Genomic DNA, 21,541 nt, shown 5'->3' on the forward strand with positions numbered 1-21,541 from the left:
GGTTAGGGTAGGAAGGTGCGGTCTGATGCCCTCACCCCGGCCCTCTCCCACGAGGAGAGGGAGAAAACACTAGGAAGGCATCGCGATGGCCTGCTTCTCTTCGAGCAGTTTTTCCACCACGCCAGGATCCGCGAGCGTTGAGGTATCACCGAGGTTGCTGGTGTCCCCTGCCGCGATTTTGCGCAAGATACGACGCATGATTTTGCCGGAACGGGTTTTCGGCAGCGAGTCGGTCCAGTGCAGCACGTCCGGCGTGGCCAGCGGGCCAATCTCTTTACGTACCCAGTTGCGCACCTCGGCGTACAGCTCCGGCGACGGCTCTTCACCGTGGTTCAGGGTGACATAGGCGTAAATCGCCTGGCCTTTGATGTTGTGAGGGATCCCGACAACCGCCGCTTCGGCAATCTTCGGATGCGATACCAGCGCCGATTCAATCTCCGCCGTGCCCAGACGGTGGCCGGAGACGTTCAGCACGTCGTCCACGCGTCCGGTGATCCAGTAATAGCCGTCTTCGTCGCGGCGCGCGCCGTCGCCGCTGAAGTACATGTTTTTAAAGGTCGAGAAGTAGGTCTGCTCGAAGCGCTCGTGGTCACCGAACAGGGTGCGCGCCTGGCCCGGCCAGGAATCGACGATCACCAGGTTGCCCTCGGTGGCCCCTTCCTGCGGATTACCTTCGTTATCCACCAGCGCAGGCTGCACGCCGAAGAACGGACGGGTTGCCGAGCCGGCCTTCAGCTGCGTCGCGCCCGGCATCGGGGTGATCATGAAGCCGCCGGTTTCGGTCTGCCACCAGGTGTCCATCACCGGGCACTTCTCGTTGCCAATCTTTTTCCAGTACCACTCCCAGGCTTCCGGGTTGATGGGCTCGCCCACGGAACCGAGGATGCGCAATGAAGAACGGTCGGTGCCCTCAATGGCTTTATCACCTTCCGCCATTAACGCGCGGATGGCCGTTGGCGCGGTGTAGAGAATGTTGACCTGGTGCTTATCGACCACCTGACACATGCGCGCCGGGGTCGGCCAGTTCGGTACGCCTTCAAACATCAGCGTGGTTGCGCCGCATGCCAGCGGGCCGTATAGCAGATAGCTGTGCCCGGTGACCCAACCCACGTCTGCGGTACACCAGTAGATGTCGCCCGGATGATAGTCGAAGACGTATTTGAAGGTGGTAGCCGCATAAACCAGATAGCCGCCGGTGGTGTGCAGCACGCCTTTCGGCTTACCGGTGGAGCCAGAGGTATAAAGAATGAACAGCGGATCTTCTGCGTTCATCTCTTCCGGCTGATGCTGGTCGCTCGCGTTTTCAATCAGGTCGCTCCACCACAGGTCACGCCCCTCGTTCCAGTCGATTTTGCCGCCGGTACGCTTAAGGACGATGACGTTGCTGACCGTTTTGACGTTCGGGTTTTTCAGCGCCTCATCGACGTTTTTCTTCAGCGGGATACCGCGGCCCGCACGCACGCCTTCGTCGGCGGTGATCACCAGCTTCGAGTTTGAGTCGACAATACGCCCGGCAACCGCCTCAGGGGAGAAGCCGCCGAAGATAACGGAGTGGATCGCGCCGATGCGCGCGCAGGCCAGCATGGCCACCGCCGCTTCCGGCACCATCGGCATGTAGATGGCGACCACGTCTCCCTTTTTGATACCTTTATCCAGCAGGACGTTGGCGAAGCGGCAGACGTCGCGGTGCAGTTCTTTATAGGTAATGTGTTTGCTCTGAGAGGCATCGTCGCCTTCCCAGATAATGGCGGTTTCATTCCCGCGTTCGGCAAGATGGCGGTCCAGGCAGTTCGCCGCCAGGTTCAGTGTGCCATCTTCATACCATTTAATGGAGACGTTGCCTGGCGCAAAGGAGGTGTTCTTCACCTTCTGGTAAGGTTTGATCCAGTCAAGGATGTGGCCCTGCTCGCCCCAGAAGGCGTCCGGGTTGGTAACAGATTGCTGATATTTCTCGTGGTACTGCTCCGGGCTGATCAGGCAACGGTCCGCAATGTTTGCGGGAATGTCGTGTTTATGTATTTGGCTCATGGCTTTTTTTCTCCTTGTAAGATGTTAATAATATGTCGCAAAAACGTTAATAGTAGGGGCTTTACAAGCTTTGTTTATTATTTGGGCGGCAGATCACGCATTGTCTGAAGAGTATGAAAAACGAGCGAATGAAACTTTGAAGGAAAATAATTTACGATAACTATTATTCACATTTTCGTTTAAAAAAGCGTTTTTATAACAAAAGGTTATTTATAAGAATTAGAATAAACTCCCGTCATCGTCGCTTTTGTGAGTGAAACGCGTCGTTCTTTAAGGCTTGCGCAACAGGTCGCGCAAATGATACTCATACGCCGCGTTAAAAAATCCCATAAACCAACGCAACACAATTCATACCCTTTCAGTATGTCTCCATATTCATGCAGTTTACGTGAATAAGGCGCTTCATTGAGGAAGTCAGTTTCTATGAAAAACGTTAAAGTCAGCCTGGCCTGGCAGATCTTAATCGCCCTTGTGCTGGGCATTCTGCTGGGCAGTTACCTCCACTATCACAGCGACAGCCGCGAATGGCTGATTGCGAACCTGCTCTCTCCGGCAGGCGATATTTTCATTCATCTGATTAAGATGATAGTGGTGCCGATTGTGATCTCGACGCTGGTGGTCGGTATCGCGGGCGTCGGTGATGCGAAGCAGTTAGGCCGTATCGGCGCGAAAACTATTCTCTATTTCGAAGTGATCACTACGGTTGCGATTATCCTCGGCATTACGCTGGCGAACGTGTTCCAGCCAGGCTCCGGGATCGATATGTCGCAGCTGGCGACGGTGGATATTTCGAAATACCAAAGCACCACTGCTGACGTGCAGAGCCATTCCCACGGTCTGATGGGGACTATCCTGTCGCTGGTGCCGACCAACATCATTGCTTCCATGGCGAAAGGCGAGATGCTGCCGATCATCTTCTTCTCGGTGCTGTTTGGCCTGGGGCTCTCCTCTCTGCCCGCAACGCACCGTGAACCGCTGGTCACCGTGTTCCGATCTGTCTCCGAAACCATGTTCAAAGTGACCCACATGGTGATGCGCTACGCGCCGGTCGGGGTGTTCGCGCTTATCGCAGTGACCGTGGCGAACTTCGGTTTTGCCTCCCTGTGGCCGCTGGCGAAGCTGGTGATCCTGGTGCACTTCGCGATCCTGTTCTTCGCGCTGGTGGTGCTGGGGATTGTGGCGCGCCTGTGCGGGTTGAGCATCTGGATCCTGATTCGTATCCTGAAGGATGAGCTGATTCTGGCGTACTCGACGGCAAGCTCTGAGAGCGTGCTGCCGCGCATTATTGAGAAGATGGAAGCCTACGGTGCTCCAGCGTCTATCACCAGCTTCGTGGTGCCGACCGGCTACTCCTTTAACCTGGATGGCTCAACGCTGTACCAGAGTATCGCCGCTATCTTTATTGCGCAGCTGTACGGCATTGACCTGTCGCTGTGGCAGGAGATCGTGCTGGTGCTGACCCTGATGGTGACGTCTAAAGGTATCGCAGGCGTGCCGGGCGTCTCCTTCGTGGTGCTGCTGGCTACGCTTGGCAGCGTCGGTATTCCGCTGGAGGGTCTGGCGTTTATCGCCGGTGTGGACCGTATTCTCGACATGGCGCGTACGGCGCTGAACGTGGTGGGGAATGCCCTGGCGGTGCTGGTTATCGCCAAGTGGGAACACAAATTCGACCGTAAAAAAGCGCTGGCGTATGAACGCGAGGTGCTGGGACGTTTTGATAAGACGGCCGATCAGTGATGTAAGGTATTCTACCCTCTCCCCTTTGGGGAGAGGATTAGGTGGAGGGGATTCTACTCCCCGCTCAACGCATCAAACTCTTCACACCCCGTATCAAACCCTTCCGTACAGCTCAGGTTTAACCAATAGAGTGCTTTCTGCTTATTGGGCGTAATAAAGCCTTTCTCACCTTGCTGGAACAGCATTCCTGCCCAGTATTCGGCGTAGCCCGTGCGTGACAGAGACGAGCTGCGCTTAAGCCATGACGCCGCCTGGACGTCGTCCTGCGCCACTTCTACGCCGTTGGCATAAATCAGCCCCAGCAGCAGTTGCGCATCGACCGCCGAGTCGTTGTCGATATCTTCGGTCGCTGTTTGCAGGAGCTTGATGGCCTGAGGATAGTCGGTTTTACCCGCCTGCGTGTTGACCAGCACGCGCGCCAGCATGATCGCGCCGCGTTTGCTGCCCGCGATGTTGGCCTGCTGTGCCAGGGCTTTGGCCTGGGCGTAATCGCCCTGCGTGAAGAGGATTTGTGACAACAGCGCCATGGCATCAACATCGCCGCCTTTTGCGGCTTTCTCTGCCCACAGCGCTGCCTGCTTTCTGTCACCGGAGCTGAAGTAGGTATCGGCGAGATAATACTGGGCGCGGGCATCGCCGGCTTCCGCCTGCTTCTGATACTGGCTGCCTATCTCGTCCGCGCGGGCGAACGAAGTTAAAAATAACAACAACAGAAAAATGGCTTTCATGGATTCTTATCATCTGGGTACACGCCGCGCAGTATAATCGCGGTAGCAAAAGAAAAAAATGGGTGCATTAAGACCTCAGCATCCTACAAGCCGGGCGGAACCGTGGTTCCGCCCGAAGAGGTTAGCCTGCGTTGCAGGCTAATTTTGCCGCCACCTCCTGATGTTCACCCTTTATTGAAAACTCGCAGAGCTTACCACGAGTAATAAAGGTAAAAATCACTATCGTCAGGCAAACAATAAAGACGATGCCTAACGCAGTTTTTAATGGCGTCATGCCTTTTACTCCTTGTCAAAAAAAGAATAAGAGGCTACTCTCAACCTGTTGGTAGTTGAGGGAGTAGCCTCGGGTAAATGAAAATTTCCCGGGGCTTCCTACTTTCTGTCCCTCAACAATGCTCAAGACAGAAAGTCTTAAGCACCCGCCGCACATCTTATCCCTCTGAATTAAAATGCAAAGATGTAATTCTTTTCAGCGCGAATTACATTATTTTTGCGAGCCGCTTTCCAGAATAATAATTGATATTTTTAATGTGCTAAGCGGAAATAAAAAGGGAGTGAATATATCACTCCCTTTATTCAACGATTAAATAACGGCTTCAGCCCATTGCGCTTTCACGCAGCCGCGCTTTCAGCTTGTTATATTCGTCGATCACATACTGTTCCGCCGCGCGTTGATCCGCAATCGGCTCCACGTTGACGGCGCAGTATTTATACTCCGGCGTTTTGGTTATCGGGCTTAGGTTCTCCGTCACCAGCTCGTTACAGGCACCAATCCACCACTGGTAGGTCATATAGACCGCCCCCTTGTTTGGACGGTCGCTGACCTGCGCGCGGGTGATGATGCGGCCTTTGCGCGAGTTCACCCACACCAGCGCTTCATCCTCAATGCCGAGGCGCTCCGCGTCGGCGGTGTTGATCTGCGCGTAGCCCGGCTCATCCGCCAGCGCCGCCAGCGCGGCGCAGTTGCCGGTCATCGAGCGACAGGAGTAGTGACCCACTTCACGCACGGTGGAGAGCACCATCGGAAACTCCTCGGTAAGCTTATCGATCGGCGCGACCCAGTCGCAGGTGAAGAACTGCGCCAGCCCGTTCGGGGTGTCGAACTTCTCTTTAAAGAGGTACGACGTCCCCTGGTCAGCTTCGGACTCATCGCGGCACGGCCACTGGATATACCCCAGCTCACCCATTTTTTCATAGGTGGCGCCGTAGAAGTCCGGACACAGACTGCGCAACTCATCCCAGATTTCCTGAGTGTTGTTGTAGTGCATCGGGTAGCCCATGCGGGTGGCGATTTCGCTGATGATCTGCCAGTCGGTTTTCAGATCCCACTTCGGCTCGACCGCCTTAAAGAAGCGCTGGAAGCCGCGATCCGCCGCCGTGTAGACGCCTTCATGCTCGCCCCAGGAGGTCGACGGTAAAATGACATCCGCCGCCGCTGCAGTTTTGGTCATGAAGATATCCTGGACAATCACCAGCTCCAGATCCTCAAACCCTTTGCGCACCGCAGAGAGCTCGGCGTCGGTCTGGAGCGGATCTTCACCCATGATGTAGGCCGCACGCACTTCGCCGTGCGCCGCGCGGTGCGGCAGCTCGCTGATGCGATAGCCGGTATGTTCCGGCAGGCTCTCGACGCCCCAGGCTTTTGCGAATTTCTCGCGGTTTTCCGGGAACTTGACGTACTGGTAGCCCGGATAAGTATCCGGCAGCGCCCCCATGTCGCACGCGCCCTGGACGTTATTCTGGCCGCGCACCGGGTTCACGCCCACATGCGCCTTGCCCAGGTTTCCCGTCAGCATCGCGAGGCTTGTCAGGGAACGCACGGTTTCCACGCCCTGGTAGAACTGGGTCACGCCCATGCCCCAGAGAATGGCGGCGGTTTTCGCCCCGGCATACATCCGCGCCGCCTGGCGGATCTCCTGCGCACTGACGCCGGTTATTGCCTCTACCGACTCCGGCGTGTAGCCTTCGACGATTTTCCGATACTCTTCAAAGCCTTCCGTACGGCTCGCGACAAACGCCTGGTCGTAAAGATTCTCCTCAATAATGACGTGCCCCATTGCGTTCAACAGCGCGATGTTCGAGCCGTTTTTCAACGCGATGTGCATATCCGCAATGCGCGCGGTTTCGATTTTGCGCGGATCGCAGACGATGATTTTCGCCCCGTTCTGTTTAGCGCGAATAACGTGATTCGCGACGATAGGGTGAGAATCCGCCGGGTTGTAGCCAAAGATGAATACGAGATCGGTATTATCTATCTCGTTGATGGCATTACTCATTGCGCCGTTACCGACCGACTGGTGCAGACCTGCAACCGATGGGCCGTGTCAGACGCGAGCGCAGCAGTCGACGTTATTGGTTCCAATAACGGCGCGTGCGAATTTTTGCATCACATAGTTGGTTTCATTCCCGGTCCCGCGTGAGGAGCCGGTCGTCTGAATCGCATCCGGGCCATACTTAGCCTTGATGGCGCCGAGGCGCGTGGCGACATAATCCAGCGCCTCATTCCAGGAGACGGCTTCCAGCTTGCCGCCGCGCTCGCGGCGGATCATAGGGGTTTTCAGGCGCGGGGTGAGGATTTGGGTATCGTTAATAAAATCCCAGCCGTAATACCCTTTCAGGCACAGCGTGCCCTGGTTGGTTTTCCCCTGCGCGGCCTCCGCCCGGACGATTTTGCCGTTATCGACCACCAGGTGGATCTTGCAACCTGAGGCACAATAAGGGCAAACCGTGACGACTTTTTTCATCAGTCTGCTCCAGTTAATCAAATCTTTCGCACCCACTAATGCAGCATCTATGCCATGTTTTTGATGTGGTTACTCCTGGGCTTTATGGGCGCTTTTCTGGTGAAAACCCTGACGAAAGGCCGACAATCGTCAAAATTGACGTGTCGAATGGGCAGCGGATGTGACATGGGTTGAATTTCCGTCATGGAAAAAACCATTTCACTGGAGCCGGCGGCAGAATGGTTCAGACTTAACATAATCCCCTGATGGAAGCATATGATGAAACCGGCGATTCTGGTGGTTGATGACGATATGGCGGTCTGCGAACTGCTGCAGGACGTGCTGAGTGAGCACGTCTTTACGGTGCTTGTCTGTCATAACGGCCAGGACGCGCTGAGACGGGTGCAGCAGGAGCAGGATATCGCCCTTGTTCTGCTGGACATGATGCTGCCGGATATCAATGGCCTGCAGGTTTTGCAGCAGCTGCAAAAGCAGCACCCGGCGCTACCAGTAATCATGTTAACCGGGCTGGGCAGTGAATCAGACGTGGTGGTAGGGCTGGAGATGGGGGCCGACGATTATATTGGTAAGCCGTTTAATCCGCGGGTGGTGGTGGCCCGGGTTAAAGCCGTGCTGCGCCGTACCGGGGCGCTGGCGGCAGAAGCGCCGATGCCACGCGTGGCGGGGATAACCTTTAACGACTGGACGCTGGATACCACCCGCTGTGAGCTGATTGATCCGCAGCGTAACGTCGTGCCCTTGACCCAGGGGGAATATGGCCTGCTGCTGGCGCTCACGCAGAATGCCCGTCGGGTACTTAGCCGCGAGCAACTCCTTGAGCTCACCCACAGCGAAAGTACCGAGGTGTTCGACCGCACAATTGACGTGTTGATCATGCGCCTGCGCCGGAAAATTGAAGCTAACCCGCATCAGCCTGCGCTGATTAAAACCATACGCGGGCTGGGCTACGTTTTTGCCGCCGATGTGTCGCATAGCCAGAAAGCGGCCTAAGTATTCTCTTTAATAAACAGTTGCAGTTCGGCCAGCGTTTTCGCGCCGTCAATCGCATTGGCCGCCAGCAGGCTGGCCCGCGCGCAGGCGTGCGCCAGATGAATACTCTCCGTTAGCGTCAGCGATTCATGACAGCCGTATAAAAAGCCCGCGCAAAACGCGTCGCCCGCGCCGACGCTGCCGATAATCTCGTTCTGCTCCAGCTTCCACGACGGAACCCATTGGCCCGCTTCTCCCGGTGTTTCACCCCATGCCCCTTCCGGGCAGTGGATTACCACCCGCTGACGAACGCCTGCCGCCAGCAGCTGCGCCGCGGCATCGGCGATATGGGCGATGTTCAGCGCATCGTCGGCGTCGCGCATCTCCAGCCCGCTAAATTCGCCGGCTTCCAGCTCGTTAATCACCAGGTAATCGAGATGGCGCAGGGCAGGGAGTACCAGCGGCTGATAGCGCGGGTCGCCCTTGCGGGAGACCAGATCGAGCGAGGTTTCATACCCTTGCTCGCGCATTTGCGCCAGCAGCCGCGCGCTGCGGGTGCCAAATTCGTCATCCGGCATATCCAGGCTGTCGAGCAGCAGCAGGTAGCCGACATGGAAGATCTTCATCGATCCGTCGAGACGATCGAAAGCGGGGAGATCCAGCAGGCGGTTGGCGCCCGGCGAGTGGAAAAAGGTGCGCTGCCCGCTGGGGTCGGTCATCACCTGCGACATGGAGGTCGGTGCGAAGGTGGTGCGCTGCACGCGCTGGCGGTTAACGTGATACTGATCGAGCATCGCCAGAATGTAATCCCCGTCACCATCTTCCCCAATCAGCCCCACAGCCTGCAGCGGCAGGCTAACGTGCATTTTCGCCAGCGTCAGCAGAACGTTCAGCGGCGCGCCTCCGGTGGAACGTTCGCTGTGGGTGATTTCCGCCAGCCAGCCGCGCTCCGGCCACTGCACGATCTGGTGGACATGATCCACCAGCATATTGCCAGCGGCGATGATGCCTTTGCGTTCCATTATGCCTGCCTCGCGCTGCCGAAGATGCGCATCTGTTCGGCGACCGTATCGGTAATGGCCTCTTCTATCCCCAGCAGCAGCTCGGCAAACTCATCGTACAGTGGCTGGCGGTTTGCCATGCGCTGATCAACGGCATCCAGCGCGGCCTGCGACATGCCGGTATAAAAATTAATTTTATGAATGCCCAGCTCGATGGCGCGGCGGAAGTCGGCATCGCTAATGCCGGAGCCGCCGTGTAAAACCAGCGGCAGACCCGTCTGCTGGCGAATGGCGTCCAGGCGGGGGAAATCGAGCTTCGGCTCGCCTTTGTATTTGCCGTGCGCGTTGCCGATGGCAACCGCCAGCGCGTCGATGCCGGTCTTATCGACAAATTCCCGCGCCAACTGAGGGTCGGTAAAGAACGCTTCATCCGCATGCCCGTAAAGCGCGCCGCCTTCATCACCGCCTACCGCGCCCAGCTCTGCCTCCACCGAGACGCCCACCGCGTGGCACATCTTCACTACCTCCCGCGTCTGGCGAATGTTTTCCTCGTAGCTCAGCGTCGAGCCGTCGAACATCACCGAGCTAAACCCTAAGCGCAGGGCGCGCACCACCGCCTCAAAATGCAGACCGTGGTCGAGGTTGAGCACCACGGGAATATCGTGACGGGCGGCTTCGAACTTCACCGCTTCGACAAGCGAATCCAGCGACACGTACTTAAAATGCACTTCGGCGATGTTGATGATAAACGGCGAGCGTTCCTGCTTCGCGGCGGCAAACAGCGCGCGCAGGAAGTGGGAGTCAAGCACGTTAAACGCGCCCAGCGCATAGCGATGCGCTCTGGCGTGCTCCAGACCTTCGGCAAGAGAAATCAATGGCATCATTCACCCCTTATATCCGAAACAGGTTGTACTCGTTGCACAGCACCAGCAGCGCCGGTTCGTCTTCTTCGATGTTGTTATAGCGGGCAACGGGCTGCAAAAAGTGGTTGTCGTGCTCGTCGTCGTTTACCGATGACACCTCCCCGACCAGCACGTCGCCGAAGCCGCGTTCGCCCCAGAAACTGTGATACAGCCCTGGCGTAAGACAGATGCTTTCCCCAGGCGTGAGGCGCAGCTGGCTGCCGGGCGCGTGGGTCTGACGGCAGCCGTCGACGGTGACCGTCACGTCCGTGTTTTCGGTCTCTTCATGCGCTCCCGCATTCCACAATTCAACAATCAGATTCCCGCCGCCCCGGTTGATGATGTCTTCCCGCTTGCGCCAGTGGAAATGCATCGGCGTCACCTGGCCATCGCGCACGTGCATAATTTTTTCGGCATAGTTTTTTTCATAAGGCACGCCGTTGGGCGAGCCGTTGCGCAGGGTGAACAGCGTTAACCCCTGTGCGGCAAAATTGTTACCGCCGAACGCCGTCACGTCCCAGCCGAGCTTGAGGTCAAACACTTCCTGCCATGCGGCCTGCTCAAGCTGCTGCCATTTTGTGGGCGGAAAGCTGGCAAAAGGCGGGAGATGCACGTCGTGCATGGAAAAGAACTGTCGCGTGTGGCCGAGAATTTCATTGATGTCGGAGCGTTTCATGGGGACTCCCGGAGTTATGTGCAAAACCTTACCCCTCACCCTAGCCCTCTCCCCATAGGTGAGAGGGAACTTGAACACCCTCTCCCCTATGGGGAGAGGGCAGGGTGAGGGGGTTACTTAACCGTCCACCCTTTATAGGTCCCGACGTTCTTTTTATCGATCATCGTCACCGGGATCAGCACGGGCGCTTTCGGCGCAGGTTTGCCCTGTAGAATGTCATAGCCGATCTCCACCGCTTTTGCCGCCATCACCTGCGGATCCTGCGCCGGGGTCGCCACAAACAGGGAGTTTTCACGCTTCAGCGCCTCTTCACCGTCCGGCGAACCGTCCACACCGACGATAAAGAACTCGTTGCGCTGGGCCTGTTTCGCCGCCAGATCGGCACCGATCGCGGTCGGATCGTTAATCGCGAATACGCCGTCGATCTTCGGATTCGCCGCCAGCAGGGAGGTCATGACTTCCAGACCGCCTTCACGGCTGCCCTTGGCGTTTTGGTTATCTGAGAGTACCTTGATATCCGGATGTTTTTTGAATTCCGTCTGGCAGCCTTCCACGCGGTTTTGCACCGCAGAGACCGGTGGTCCGTTGATGATCACCACGTTGCCTTTGCCTTTCAGGCGGTCGGTAATGTACTTACAGGCCATTTCCCCCGCCTGGGTGTTATCGGAGGTGATGGTTGCATCGGCCCCTTCCGCCGCCACGTCCACCGCGACGACCACGATCCCCGCCTCTTTAGCGCGCTTCACCGCCGGGCCGATCCCTTTGGAATCCGCAGCGTTGAGGATGATCATGTCCACCTTCGCAGCGATGAAGTTATCGATCTGCGAAACCTGCTGGCCCAGGTCGTAACCGCTGGAAACCAGCGTCACCTTGACGTTATCCCCCGCCAGCTTGCGCGCTTCCAGCTCGGCACCTTTGGTGATCTGCACGAAGAACGGGTTAGCCAGGTCGCCCACCGTCACGCCGATGGACTTCAGATCTTTTGCCTGCGCAAACGGCGTTGCGGCAAGCAGCGCGCCAGCACAGAGCGCGGTCACTAAGGGTTTCAAACGCATCTTGTCTTCCTCGCTTGTAGGGTATTGTTGTTATGCACTTTGATGGTGTCGGGTACGGTATTTGTCGATCAGCACCGCTATGATGATCACCGCCCCTTTGATCACCAGCTGCCAGAAGTAGGAGACGCCCATCAGCGTCATGCCGTTGTTGAGGGTGGCGATGATCAGCGCACCCACCAGCGTGCCGGTGATCGTGCCGATCCCGCCGACGAAGCTTGTACCGCCGAGGATCACCGCCGCAATCGCATCCAGCTCGTACCCCGTGCCGAGGTTGCCGTTGGCGCTGTAGAGGCGCGAGGCGCTCATGACGCCGCCAAGCCCGGAGAGCAGGCCGCTCATGCCGTAGACAAACAGCAGAACCAGCCAGACCTTAATGCCCGTTAAGCGCGCCGCCTGCATGTTGCCGCCCACCGCGTAGATGTGAACGCCGAGCGTGGTGCGGCGCAGGATGAACCAGCACACCGCAATCACCGCCAGGGCGATCACCACCAGCCACGGAATGGGGCCGAGGTAGTTATTGCCGATCCACTCGAAGCTGATGTTTGAGTTGATCACCGTCGTGCCATCGGCCAGCAGGTACGCCGCACCGCGCAGCGCCGTGTAGGTGCCGAGCGTGACGATAAACGGCGGCAGCCCGGCAAAGGCTACCAGCGCGCCGTTGAATAATCCCAGCACCATGCCGAGCATCAGCGCCGCTGGAATAGAGAGCATCGCAAATTCAGGGATTAGCGAGACCACCATCGCCGCCACCGCCGTGGTGCCCAGAATCGAACCTACGGAGAGGTCGATCCCGCCGGTCAGGATGATGAAGGTCATCCCGGCCGCCAGCACGATGTTGATGGATGCCTGGCGGGTGATATTGAGCAGGTTACTCTCGGTGAAGAAGTTCGGGGCAATAAAGCCAAATACCGCCACAATCAGGATCAGAATCGGTAAAATTCCGATCGTTTGCATCAGATCGCTCATCAGCATTTTTTTAGCGGAGGCGGATTTCGCCACCTGCTGCGGATGGGTAGGAGTTGTCATAATTACACCGCCTGATGATGTGTGTCGTTCACGCCGGTTGCCAGCGTCATGATGTTTTCCTGAGAGATATCGTGCCCGTGAAGCTCACCCGCGATGCTGCCTTCCCGCATCACGTAGACCCGGTCGCTCATGCCTACCACTTCCGGCAGCTCGCTGGAGATCATCAGAATCGCCACCCCCTTGCGCGCCATCTGGTTCATGATGCGGTAGATTTCGCTTTTTGCGCCGACGTCCACGCCGCGCGTCGGCTCGTCCAGAATCAGAATGCGCGGGCCAATCGCCACCCAGCGGGAGATAAGAAGCTTTTGCTGGTTGCCGCCCGAAAGCCCGCCCGCGCGTACCTGAGAATGCGGCACGCGGATGTTGAGCAGGGCGATGGCATCGTCGGAAATGGACTGGGCTTTTTTGCGGTTCAACATGCCAAAGGTGGCGTCGCGCTCAAGCGTCGCCATGGTGATGTTCTCCTGCGCCGCCAGCTCCAGAAACAGCCCCTGCTCCTTGCGGTTCTCGGTGAGAAAACCGATGCCGTTTTCGATGGCCGCGCGCGGGGAGTGGATCACCACCGGCTCGCCGTCGACCTCAATCATGCCGCCGGTGGCTTTGCGCACGCCAAAGATAAGCTGCGCCAGCTCGGAGCGTCCGGCCCCAACCAGCCCCGCCAGCCCGACGATTTCGCCGGAACGCACCTGCAGGCTGCACGGCTGTACTTTTTTACCGTCGGTGAGGTGGTGCACGTTAAGGCGCGGGCTGCCGAGGGGGATATCTCGCTCCTTGTTGAACAGGTCGCTTAGCGGGCGGCCCACCATCATTTTCACCAGCTCGGAGGCGTTAAGCCTGTCGCGCGTGAGGCTCCCGACGTACTGCCCGTCACGCAGAACGCTCACGCGGTCAGAGAGTTCATACACTTCCGCCATGCGGTGGCTGATATAGATAATCGCCATACCCTCGTCGCGCAGGCGCAAAATCAGTTCGAACAGGCGGTGGGTTTCGCGGGAGGAGAGGGCGGCGGTGGGTTCGTCCATCACCAGAATGCGGCTGTTGCGGTGCAGCGCGCGGGCGATTTCCACCTGCTGCTGCTCGGCGATGGTCAGCTTCATCACCAGGTCGGTGGCGCTGAACTGCGCGCCGAGACGGTCAATCACCGCCTGCGCCTGGGCGGCCATCTCCTTGCGCTGGACCAGCCCGCCGCGCGACAGCTCGCTGCCGAGGAAAATATTTTCGGCCACGGTAAGATTGGGCGCGAGCTGCATCTCCTGGTAAATCAGGGTGATGCCTGCGGCCAGCGCATCTTTCGGCCCTTTAATGTGAAACGGCTGGCCGTCGATCAGGATCTCGCCGCTGGTGGCGGTATAGGCTCCCGCGAGGATCTTCATCAGCGTGCTTTTTCCCGCGCCGTTTTCCCCCATCAGCGCGTGGATCTCACCGGGGAAGACCGTCAAATCCACACCCTTGAGCGCGTGGAAATTGCCAAAGGTTTTGGCAATTTGGCGCATCTCTAAAACCGGGGTTCTGCTCATGGCGGACCTCCTGTGAATGTCGATATCTGCACTTCATCACAGGCGCGTAAATGCAAAATGTCAGAAGCCGTTCATATTTGTCATAGTTATGAATAGCGAATGTGGATCACATTTACGGAGTCAACATGTCTTCACGCCCCCCGTTCTTCGCCAGCGCCCGAGGCCGCCTGCTGATTTTCAATCTGCTGGTGGTCGCCGTTACGCTGATGGTGAGCGGCGTAGCGGTGCTCGGTTTCCGTCACGCCAGCCAGATCCAGGAACAGGTGCAGCAGCAAACGCTGGACGACATGACCGGCAGCATGAATCTCGCCCGCGACACGGCCAACGTCGCAACGGCGGCGGTGCGGCTCTCGCAGGTGGTGGGGGCGCTGGAGTACAAAGGCGAAGCCGAGCGCCTGAAGCAGATGCAAACGGCGCTGCGCCGCTCGCTGGAGCAGCTTGCCGATGCCCCGCTGGCGCAGCAGGAGCCGGCGCTGGTGGCGCGGATTATTCAACGAAGCAATGAATTACAGCAGAGCGTGACGGAGATGTTGGAGCGTGGACAGCGACGCCATCTGGAGCGTAACGCGCTGCTGAGTTCGCTGTATCAAAGCCAGAGCTACCTGCGTCATCTGCAGGACATCAACCGCCGCTATGGCAGCAACGTACCGGATGCGCAGCAGCTGATGGAGATGGACCGGCTGATCGCTGCCGCCATCGACACCCCTTCGCCGCGCGCGACCGTTCAGCAACTGGACGCCGTGGCCGCAGCGCTGCCCCGGAGCGCCGCACAGCCGGTGGTGAAGGGGGTTCTGCCTGATTTTAATGCCGAGTTAGGTAAGCTCGCCCCGCTGTCGAAGCAGCTGGAAGAGAGCGATCTGTCCATCAGCTGGTATATGTTCCACATCAAGGCGCTGGTGGCGATCCTCAATAGCGATATCAATCAGTACGTTGAGCAGGTGGCGCAGGCCTCCCGACTTCGCACGGCCCAGAGCCATCACGAGCTGCAATCCATCAGCGTGTTTATCAGCATCTTCGCCGTGCTGGCGCTGATCATTACCGGGTGCGCCTGCTGGTATATCTACCGCAATCTGGGCTCTAACCTGACGGCTATCTCCAGAGCGATGTCGCGCCTTGCGCACGGCGAGCAGGATGTTTCGGTGCCCGCGCTGCAGCGGCGCGATGAGCTGGGCGAACTGGCGCGCGCGTTTAACGTTTTTGCCCGCAATACCGCTTCGCTTGAGCACACCACGCGCCTGCTGAAAGAGAAAACCACGCAGATGGAAATTGACCGCGTCGAGCGTCAGGGGCTGGAAGAGGCGCTGCTGCACAGCCAGAAAATGAAGGCCGTCGGACAGCTGACCGGCGGGTTGGCGCATGATTTTAATAACCTGCTGGCGGTGATCATCGGCAGCCTTGAGCTTACCGACCCTGAATCAAACGACGCGCCGCGCATCTCCCGGGCGCTCAAGGCGGCCGAGCGTGGTGCCTTACTGACGCAGCGCCTGCTGGCGTTTTCCCGCAAGCAATCCCTGACGCCGCATGCGGTTGAGATGCTGCCGCTGCTGGAGAACCTCCGGGAACTGATGCGCCACTCCCTGCCTGCCACCCTGACCCTGGAAATTGAAGCGCAAACCCCGGCATGGCCCGCGTGGATAGACGTCAGCCAGTTGGAAAACGCTATTATCAACCTGGTGATGAACGCGCGCGATGCGATGGAAGGACAAAGCGGGGTGATAAAAATCCGCACCTGGAATCAGCGCGTCACCCGCAGCGACGGGCGCAGGCAGGATATGGTGGCGCTGGAAGTGATTGACCGCGGCAGCGGCATGTCGCAGGAGGTGAAATCCCGGGTCTTTGAACCGTTTTTCACCACCAAGCAGACCGGAAGCGGGAGCGGGTTAGGCCTGTCGATGGTCTACGGCTTTGTGCGCCAGTCCGGGGGCCGGGTTGAGATCGAAAGCGCGCCGGGGCAGGGCACCACCGTGCGGCTGCACCTCCCGCGCTCGACGCTGCCCGCCGTTTCGGAGGATGAAGCGCTGGCTGCCACAACGTCCGTGGATAACGAGCGGCTTGTACTGGTGCTGGAAGATGAGGCGGACGTTCGTCAGACCCTGTGCGAACAGCTGCATCAGCTTGGTTACCTGACGCTCGAAGCGGACAACGGCGAGCAGGCCCTGAGCATGCTGGCGGCGTCGCCGGATATTGGCATGTTTATCAGCGATCTGATGTTGCCCGGAGGCCTGAGCGGGGCTGAGGTGATTAACCAGGTGCGCAGCCATTATCCGCAGCTTCCGGTGCTGCTGATCAGCGGGCAGGATTTGCGCCCGGCGCACAACCCGCAGCTGCCGGACGTGCAGTTATTGCGTAAGCCATTTACGCGGGCGCAGCTGACGCAGGCGCTGCGGAAAGTCTGTTTATAAGCATTGATGTTTCGGAATTCATCAAGAGCGTGAGTAAACCGGGGGATGCTAACCTGCGCAAAATTTGGCAGATTGGGATATAAAGGGAACTATGCCGGTACTTACCAGAGGGGACTCACAAATGATTGTGATGCCTACAACTTACAGCCCAAAGACCGTAGCAAGGTCTTTCAAGCTCGTTGATGAATTCGAACTCTCCGGGCGAGTGTTACATGTCATTTTTGATAGCCAGACGCCAAGAGCTGCGATTATTGAAGCGGATGTCGAAACCTTCGATGGTGTACCTCGGCATCGGGTTGTAGCTGCCCTGGATTTACAACGTAAAACGCATTTGGGTGAAGGTATCATTGCTGTCGAGCGTTGTTGGGAAGATACCAATGTTATTCAGGTAGAAGGTATATGCGTTGATCCCGCCGAGCGTGACAAGGGACTGGCAACTCGTCTGTATGAAGCCTTGGTATTACAGTGTGGCGTGACGCTTATTAGCGACTTTGAACAATATGAGGGTGGGAAGATGCTCTGGCAGAAAATTGCCCGCGAGTCTGACCAAATCGCTGTATTTGTTCTCGATACCGAGCAGGGAGCATTTTGGCCGTATGATGGTAGCAAGGTTATCTATGACGGGGGGTGTATACCCGAAGATCGTATCTGGAGTCATTCGCCGGATCAAAAATGTTATGGCATTGTACTGGTTGCAGAAAATAAACAGCGTGCGAATCAGCTGATGGAAGGCCCTGGACACAACTGAATTTGAGATTCCTCCGCTACCCCGGAACAATGCCGTTGATTACCGTAAGGCCAGTTCCCCTGCGAGTCTGGCCTTATGAAACGTTACTCTACCGCTCTGTTATTTGGTCTGCTGTCACTCACCAGCCAACTGGCCCATGCCGATGTGATTGATGATGCCATTGGCAACATTCAGCAGGCGATCAACGATGCCTATAACCCCAGCAGCAGCCGTAATGACGATGACGACGATCGTTACGACCGCAACCGTCAAATCGACAGCCGACAGTACGACGACCGTCGTCGGCAGCTTGAAGACCGACGCCGCCGCTTAGACGAGCGTCAGCGCCAGCTGGATGACGACAGACGTCGGTTAGAAGAAGATGAGCGTCGGTTAGAAGACGATTACGATCGAGGCTAAGTGCGGCCTGTTGCCATCACCCCAGCCCTCTCCCACGGGAGAGGGAGAAAACCTAATCGAGTACCAAAACCATTCCGTCATATCCCGCTTCAATGCCGTCCGGCAGCGGATTATCCATCATCCACACGTCAAATTGATGGCTGATGTGGGTCAGGATCACCTGCGGGCAGCCAATCACCTCGTTCAGCGCAACCACGGTGTTTAAGTCGCAATGGTTGCGTGGGGTCTCGTCACGCGGTTCATGACTGCAGTCGATGATTATCGCCTGTGGCTGATTGTTGAGCAGAAACGTCACCGTTTTATCCGGCAGCCCGGCGGTATCAGAAAGCCACGCCACGCGGCTGTGGGCGGATTCCAGCAGATACCCGAAGGTCAGTTTTGAATGGTTGAGCGGCAGCGGCGTGACCCGCAGCCCCTGCAGCTCAAACATCACGAACGGCTCAACCGTGTGGCTGAAATCCAGAATTCCGGGATGTTTAAACAGGTCGTCGCACCCTGCGTCGTCCGGCGGGCCGTAGACCGGGATGGTTGCGCCCACGCCCCAGCGCAGGGGGAACAGCCCCTGGACGTGATCCATATGATAGTGCGTGAGCAAAAACTGCTGAAAGCTGCCCGCCGGCCAGTCGTCCATCAGGTGCGGAATGCCCGCATCCAGCAGGGTGACCGCATCGTTGAATTTGACCACCGCGCTGCAGGGGCGACGGCGATAGTTGTCCTGCAGGCGCGCCCGTCGACACGCCGCGCAGTCGCAGCCAAAGACCGGCACGAGCTGTGCGCTTCCGGTTCCCGTTAACGTGATGGTCAGACTCATAACGCACCTCTACAGCGGTTTGGTGAATCGAAAATGGCTCTGCGTATATCCTTCACGAACGTAAAAACGGTGCGCGTCAGTGCGCTTCACGCTGGTGGAGAGCTCGGTCAGCTCCGCGCCGGCCTGCCGTGCCACCTCTTCCGCCCAGGCCAGCAGCTGGCTGCCCACCTTTAGCCCGCGCGCCTGCGGCATTACCACCAGCTCCTGGATCTCGCCGATCCAGCGCGCGTGATGGAGGTGAAACTGCATGTGCAGGCCGATCATGCCGACGACATGTCCGTCCAGCTCGGCAAGCTGGTAGCGCATGTTGTGATCCTGAAGGTTGGCAAGAAATCCGGCGTGGAACGCCTGATGGTCGAACTCTGCCTGCTTCAGTTCGCAGATCAGGGCATAGACAATCTGCGCATCGTCGGCGGTGGCGGGGCGAAGCTGGCAGTCAGGCATGCTGTTTCTCCTTCTGGCGGATAAGCGATAAAAAGGTCTCGACTGACTGTAGCAAACTTCCGTCGTTATTGAGGATGTGACAGCCCGACGGAGTGTAGCGCGCCGCACGTTCCAGCCGCTGGTCGATCTCACGCGCATTTTCCCGTCCCCGGCTTTGCAGCCGGCTGCGCAGGATATCCGGGGAAACCTGCAGGCAGACCGGCAGCAGCGCCGCTTCGTACCGGGCTTTTGCCTGCGGCAGATGCGCGCGCGAGCCGTTGACCAGCACGTCGAATCCCGCGTGCAGCCAGAGGTCAATCTCAATGCCCACGCCGTAATAAAAGCCGTTGGCGTGCCAGCTCAGCGCCAGCAGATTTTGCCCGGCGCGGGTAAAAAACTCCTGCTCGCTCAGGGCGATATGGTTCTCGCTTCCGGCGTTGGCGGCGCGGGTAATGTAGCGGTGCGCCACCAGCAGCTGTGAATGTTCCCCCTGCCGCAGCGCCGAGAGCAGGCTGTCTTTCCCGGAGCCGGACGGCCCCATTAACCAGATGAGTCTTCCCATCAGAACACCCTTTTTCCCTGACGCCAGACGTGGTCGATATGAACGTGCTCGCCCCTGCGGTGGGCGAGCACCAGATCTGCCCGTTTGCCTTCGGCAATCTCACCGCGATCCTGAAGATTGAGCGCGGTGGCCGGGTTTTTGGTCACCAGGCGAATTGCCTGCGGCAGTGTAAAGCGGTTGCCCTCGTCGTCCGCCACCCGGAATGCCGCATCCAGCAGGCTGGCGGGGTAGTAGTCAGACGAGAGAATGTCCAGCAGGCCGAGGGAGGCGAGTTTGCTTGCCGCCACGTTGCCGGAGTGCGATCCGCCGCGCACGATGTTCGGCGCGCCCATCAGCACGTTCATGCCGTGCTGGCGCGACGCCTCAGCTGCTTCGAACGTGGTGGGAAATTCGGCTATTACGCTGCCAAGCTGGTGGGATTCGCGCACGTGATCGCGCGTGGCGTCGTCATGGCTCGCCAGCGCGATATTCCGGTCCCGGCACATCGCGGCAATCTTAAGACGGTTGGGCTGCGACCACTGGGCCGCAAGCTGAAGCTGCTCTTCTTCGTAGCGCGCCATCTCCGCGTCGTTGAGCGAGTATTTGCCCTGATAGTATTCACGATACTTTTCAATGTTGGCGAACTGGCGCTGCCCCGGCGAGTGGTCCATCAGGGAGACCAGCGAGACCGGCTCGCGGCCCACCAGTTTTTCAAACAGCGGTAGCGTGGTGTGGTGCGGCAGCTCGCAGCGCAGATGCAGACGGTGCTCGGCGCGGTTGAGGCCGCGCTTTTGCGTCTCCTCCACGGCGTTGATCATCTTCTCCAGATTCTCCAGGCGATCGCCGCCGTCGCGCACGTCGCCGATTGCCACCGCGTCCAGCACCGTGGTGATGCCGCTGGCGACCATCAGCGCGTCGTGGCTGCTCATCGCCGAATGGGCGGGCCAGTCCACCTTCGGGCGCGGGGTGAAGAATTTATCCAGATTATCGGTATGTAGCTCAATCAGCCCCGGCAGCAGCCAGCCGCCGTCGCCGTCCATCGCTTCAGGGGCACGGCTCTGGGTTTCGGCAAACGTGCGGATGACGCCTTCATGGATTTCAACCGAACCCTTAACGACCTCATTTTCCAGCACCAGCCTGACGTTATTGATAATCATGCGTTTGTCCCCATCGGGTGCAGTCTGTCTGCCACGCGGGTGCGTACGGCGTCGTCGTGGAAGATCCCGACGATCGCCGCGCCCCGCGCTTTGGCCTGTTCGATCAGCGCTATCACCGCTGCGCTGTTTTTAGCGTCGAGCGAGGCGGTGGGTTCATCCAGCAGTAAGATCGGATAGTCGACGATAAACCCGCGCGCGATATTCACGCGCTGCTGCTCGCCGCCGGAAAAGGTCGACGGGGCGAGGTGCCACAGGCGCTCCGGCACGTTGAGGCGCGTCAGCAGGCTCGCGGCCCTGGCGGCACAGGTTTCACGCGGCACGCCGAGATCCAGCAGCGGCTGCATCACCACGTCCAGGGAAGAGATCCGCGGGATCACCCGCAGGAACTGGCTGACCCAGCCGATCGTCGAGCGGCGCACTTCCAGCACCTTGCGCGCCGGGGCCTGAACCAGATCGACCCATTCATCATTGTGGCGAATGCGGATGTGTCCTTCGTCCGGTAAATAGTTGGCGTACAGGGAGCGCAGCAGGGTGGATTTACCGCTGCCGGAGTGGCCGTGCAGCACCACGCATTCGCCGCTGCTGACCTCTAGCGAGGCATTTTGCAGCACCGGCAGGCGCACGCCGTTTTGCTGGTGGAGCACAAAGGTCTTACTTACGTTTTGTACGTGGATCAT

At 58.4% G+C, this 21,541-nt stretch carries 20 protein-coding genes; 5 read left to right on the forward strand and 15 right to left on the reverse strand.

All coding sequences use genetic code 11. From position 1 onward, the window contains the following. Positions 1–69: 69 nt before the first annotated feature. Complete coding sequence (acs, locus tag HBM95_01755) at positions 70–2,028, reverse strand: acetate--CoA ligase (GenBank protein NIH41674.1); 1,959 nt, start codon at positions 2,026–2,028, stop codon at positions 70–72. Positions 2,029–2,451: 423 nt separating this feature from the next. Here acs and gltP point away from each other — a divergent pair, with 423 nt between their 5' ends. Then, a complete protein-coding gene (gene gltP, locus HBM95_01760) occupies positions 2,452–3,765 on the forward strand; it encodes a glutamate/aspartate:proton symporter GltP (GenBank protein NIH41675.1) in 1,314 nt (437 codons plus the stop codon). A gap of 53 nt (positions 3,766–3,818) precedes the next feature. Here gltP and HBM95_01765 read toward each other — a convergent pair whose 3' ends face one another. The 3 genes from HBM95_01765 to fdhF all read right to left on the reverse strand — a co-directional run bounded on the left by HBM95_01765 (position 3,819) and on the right by fdhF (position 7,237). Then, positions 3,819–4,493 carry a sel1 repeat family protein gene (locus HBM95_01765; GenBank protein ID NIH41676.1) on the reverse strand — a complete coding sequence of 225 codons (675 nt, stop codon included), beginning with the start codon at positions 4,491–4,493 and terminating at the stop codon, positions 3,819–3,821. Positions 4,494–4,614: 121 nt separating this feature from the next. Next, positions 4,615–4,767, reverse strand: a complete 153-nt coding sequence (locus HBM95_01770) for a Hok/Gef family protein (protein NIH41677.1) — start codon at positions 4,765–4,767, stop codon at positions 4,615–4,617. A gap of 322 nt (positions 4,768–5,089) precedes the next feature. Beyond that, positions 5,090–7,237 (reverse strand): formate dehydrogenase subunit alpha, encoded by a 2,148-nt coding sequence (gene fdhF, locus HBM95_01775; protein ID NIH41678.1) that lies wholly within the window; start codon positions 7,235–7,237, stop codon positions 5,090–5,092. A 258-nt stretch (positions 7,238–7,495) separates the two neighbouring features. Between fdhF and HBM95_01780 the strand changes: the two genes are divergently transcribed. Further along, positions 7,496–8,227 carry a response regulator transcription factor gene (locus tag HBM95_01780; GenBank protein ID NIH41679.1) on the forward strand — a complete coding sequence of 244 codons (732 nt, stop codon included), beginning with the start codon at positions 7,496–7,498 and terminating at the stop codon, positions 8,225–8,227. Here HBM95_01780 and HBM95_01785 read toward each other — a convergent pair. From HBM95_01785 to HBM95_01810, 6 genes are all read right to left on the reverse strand, one after another. Continuing rightward, on the reverse strand, positions 8,224–9,231 hold the full coding sequence (locus HBM95_01785; GenBank protein NIH41680.1) for a carbohydrate kinase family protein: 1,008 nt from the start codon (positions 9,229–9,231) through the stop codon (positions 8,224–8,226). The genes HBM95_01780 and HBM95_01785 overlap by 4 nt on opposite strands. Beyond that, positions 9,228–10,088 (reverse strand): ketose 1,6-bisphosphate aldolase, encoded by an 861-nt coding sequence (locus tag HBM95_01790; GenBank protein ID NIH41681.1) that lies wholly within the window; start codon positions 10,086–10,088, stop codon positions 9,228–9,230. The genes HBM95_01785 and HBM95_01790 overlap by 4 nt, the downstream gene beginning before the upstream one ends. Positions 10,089–10,098: 10 nt before the next feature. Next, positions 10,099–10,785: a D-lyxose/D-mannose family sugar isomerase gene (locus HBM95_01795; protein NIH41682.1), complete on the reverse strand. Its 687-nt coding sequence runs from the start codon at positions 10,783–10,785 to the stop codon at positions 10,099–10,101. A gap of 113 nt (positions 10,786–10,898) precedes the next feature. Next, entirely contained in the window at positions 10,899–11,840 is a 942-nt protein-coding gene (locus tag HBM95_01800) for an ABC transporter substrate-binding protein (GenBank protein ID NIH41683.1), read from the reverse strand. A gap of 30 nt (positions 11,841–11,870) precedes the next feature. Next, complete coding sequence (locus HBM95_01805; protein ID NIH41684.1) at positions 11,871–12,866, reverse strand: ribose ABC transporter permease; 996 nt, start codon at positions 12,864–12,866, stop codon at positions 11,871–11,873. Positions 12,867–12,868: 2 nt separating this feature from the next. Then, on the reverse strand, positions 12,869–14,383 hold the full coding sequence (locus HBM95_01810; protein ID NIH41685.1) for a sugar ABC transporter ATP-binding protein: 1,515 nt from the start codon (positions 14,381–14,383) through the stop codon (positions 12,869–12,871). Positions 14,384–14,508: 125 nt separating this feature from the next. Between HBM95_01810 and HBM95_01815 the strand changes: the two genes are divergently transcribed. The 3 genes from HBM95_01815 to HBM95_01825 all read left to right on the forward strand — a co-directional run bounded on the left by HBM95_01815 (position 14,509) and on the right by HBM95_01825 (position 17,932). Then, a complete protein-coding gene (locus tag HBM95_01815) occupies positions 14,509–16,785 on the forward strand; it encodes a response regulator (GenBank protein ID NIH41686.1) in 2,277 nt (758 codons plus the stop codon). A gap of 121 nt (positions 16,786–16,906) precedes the next feature. Next, the gene (locus HBM95_01820; protein ID NIH41687.1) at positions 16,907–17,533 is read left to right on the forward strand and encodes a GNAT family N-acetyltransferase; all 627 of its coding nucleotides are present in this window, start codon (positions 16,907–16,909) and stop codon (positions 17,531–17,533) included. Positions 17,534–17,608: 75 nt separating this feature from the next. Next, positions 17,609–17,932 (forward strand): hypothetical protein, encoded by a 324-nt coding sequence (locus HBM95_01825; GenBank protein NIH41688.1) that lies wholly within the window; start codon positions 17,609–17,611, stop codon positions 17,930–17,932. A gap of 52 nt (positions 17,933–17,984) precedes the next feature. On the opposite strand, the gene phnP is transcribed toward HBM95_01825, so the two are convergent. Genes phnP through phnL form a run of 5 tightly spaced genes read right to left on the reverse strand, consistent with a single transcriptional unit; the run spans position 17,985 to position 21,541 of the window. Next, a complete protein-coding gene (gene phnP, locus HBM95_01830; protein NIH41689.1) occupies positions 17,985–18,743 on the reverse strand; it encodes a phosphonate metabolism protein PhnP in 759 nt (252 codons plus the stop codon). A gap of 9 nt (positions 18,744–18,752) precedes the next feature. Next, positions 18,753–19,187, reverse strand: a complete 435-nt coding sequence (gene phnO / locus HBM95_01835; GenBank protein NIH41690.1) for an aminoalkylphosphonate N-acetyltransferase — start codon at positions 19,185–19,187, stop codon at positions 18,753–18,755. Then, positions 19,180–19,731, reverse strand: coding sequence for a ribose 1,5-bisphosphokinase (gene phnN, locus HBM95_01840; GenBank protein NIH41691.1), 552 nt, complete (start codon positions 19,729–19,731; stop codon positions 19,180–19,182). Before phnN ends, phnO begins: the two co-directional genes overlap by 8 nt. Beyond that, positions 19,728–20,864, reverse strand: coding sequence for an alpha-D-ribose 1-methylphosphonate 5-triphosphate diphosphatase (phnM, locus tag HBM95_01845; protein ID NIH41692.1), 1,137 nt, complete (start codon positions 20,862–20,864; stop codon positions 19,728–19,730). Before phnM ends, phnN begins: the two co-directional genes overlap by 4 nt. Further along, on the reverse strand, positions 20,861–21,541 hold the full coding sequence (gene phnL, locus HBM95_01850) for a phosphonate C-P lyase system protein PhnL (GenBank protein ID NIH41693.1): 681 nt from the start codon (positions 21,539–21,541) through the stop codon (positions 20,861–20,863). The genes phnM and phnL overlap by 4 nt, the downstream gene beginning before the upstream one ends.

Source organism: Enterobacter asburiae (assembly GCA_011754535.1).
In the GTDB taxonomy this organism is placed as follows: domain Bacteria; phylum Pseudomonadota; class Gammaproteobacteria; order Enterobacterales; family Enterobacteriaceae; genus Enterobacter; species Enterobacter cloacae_N.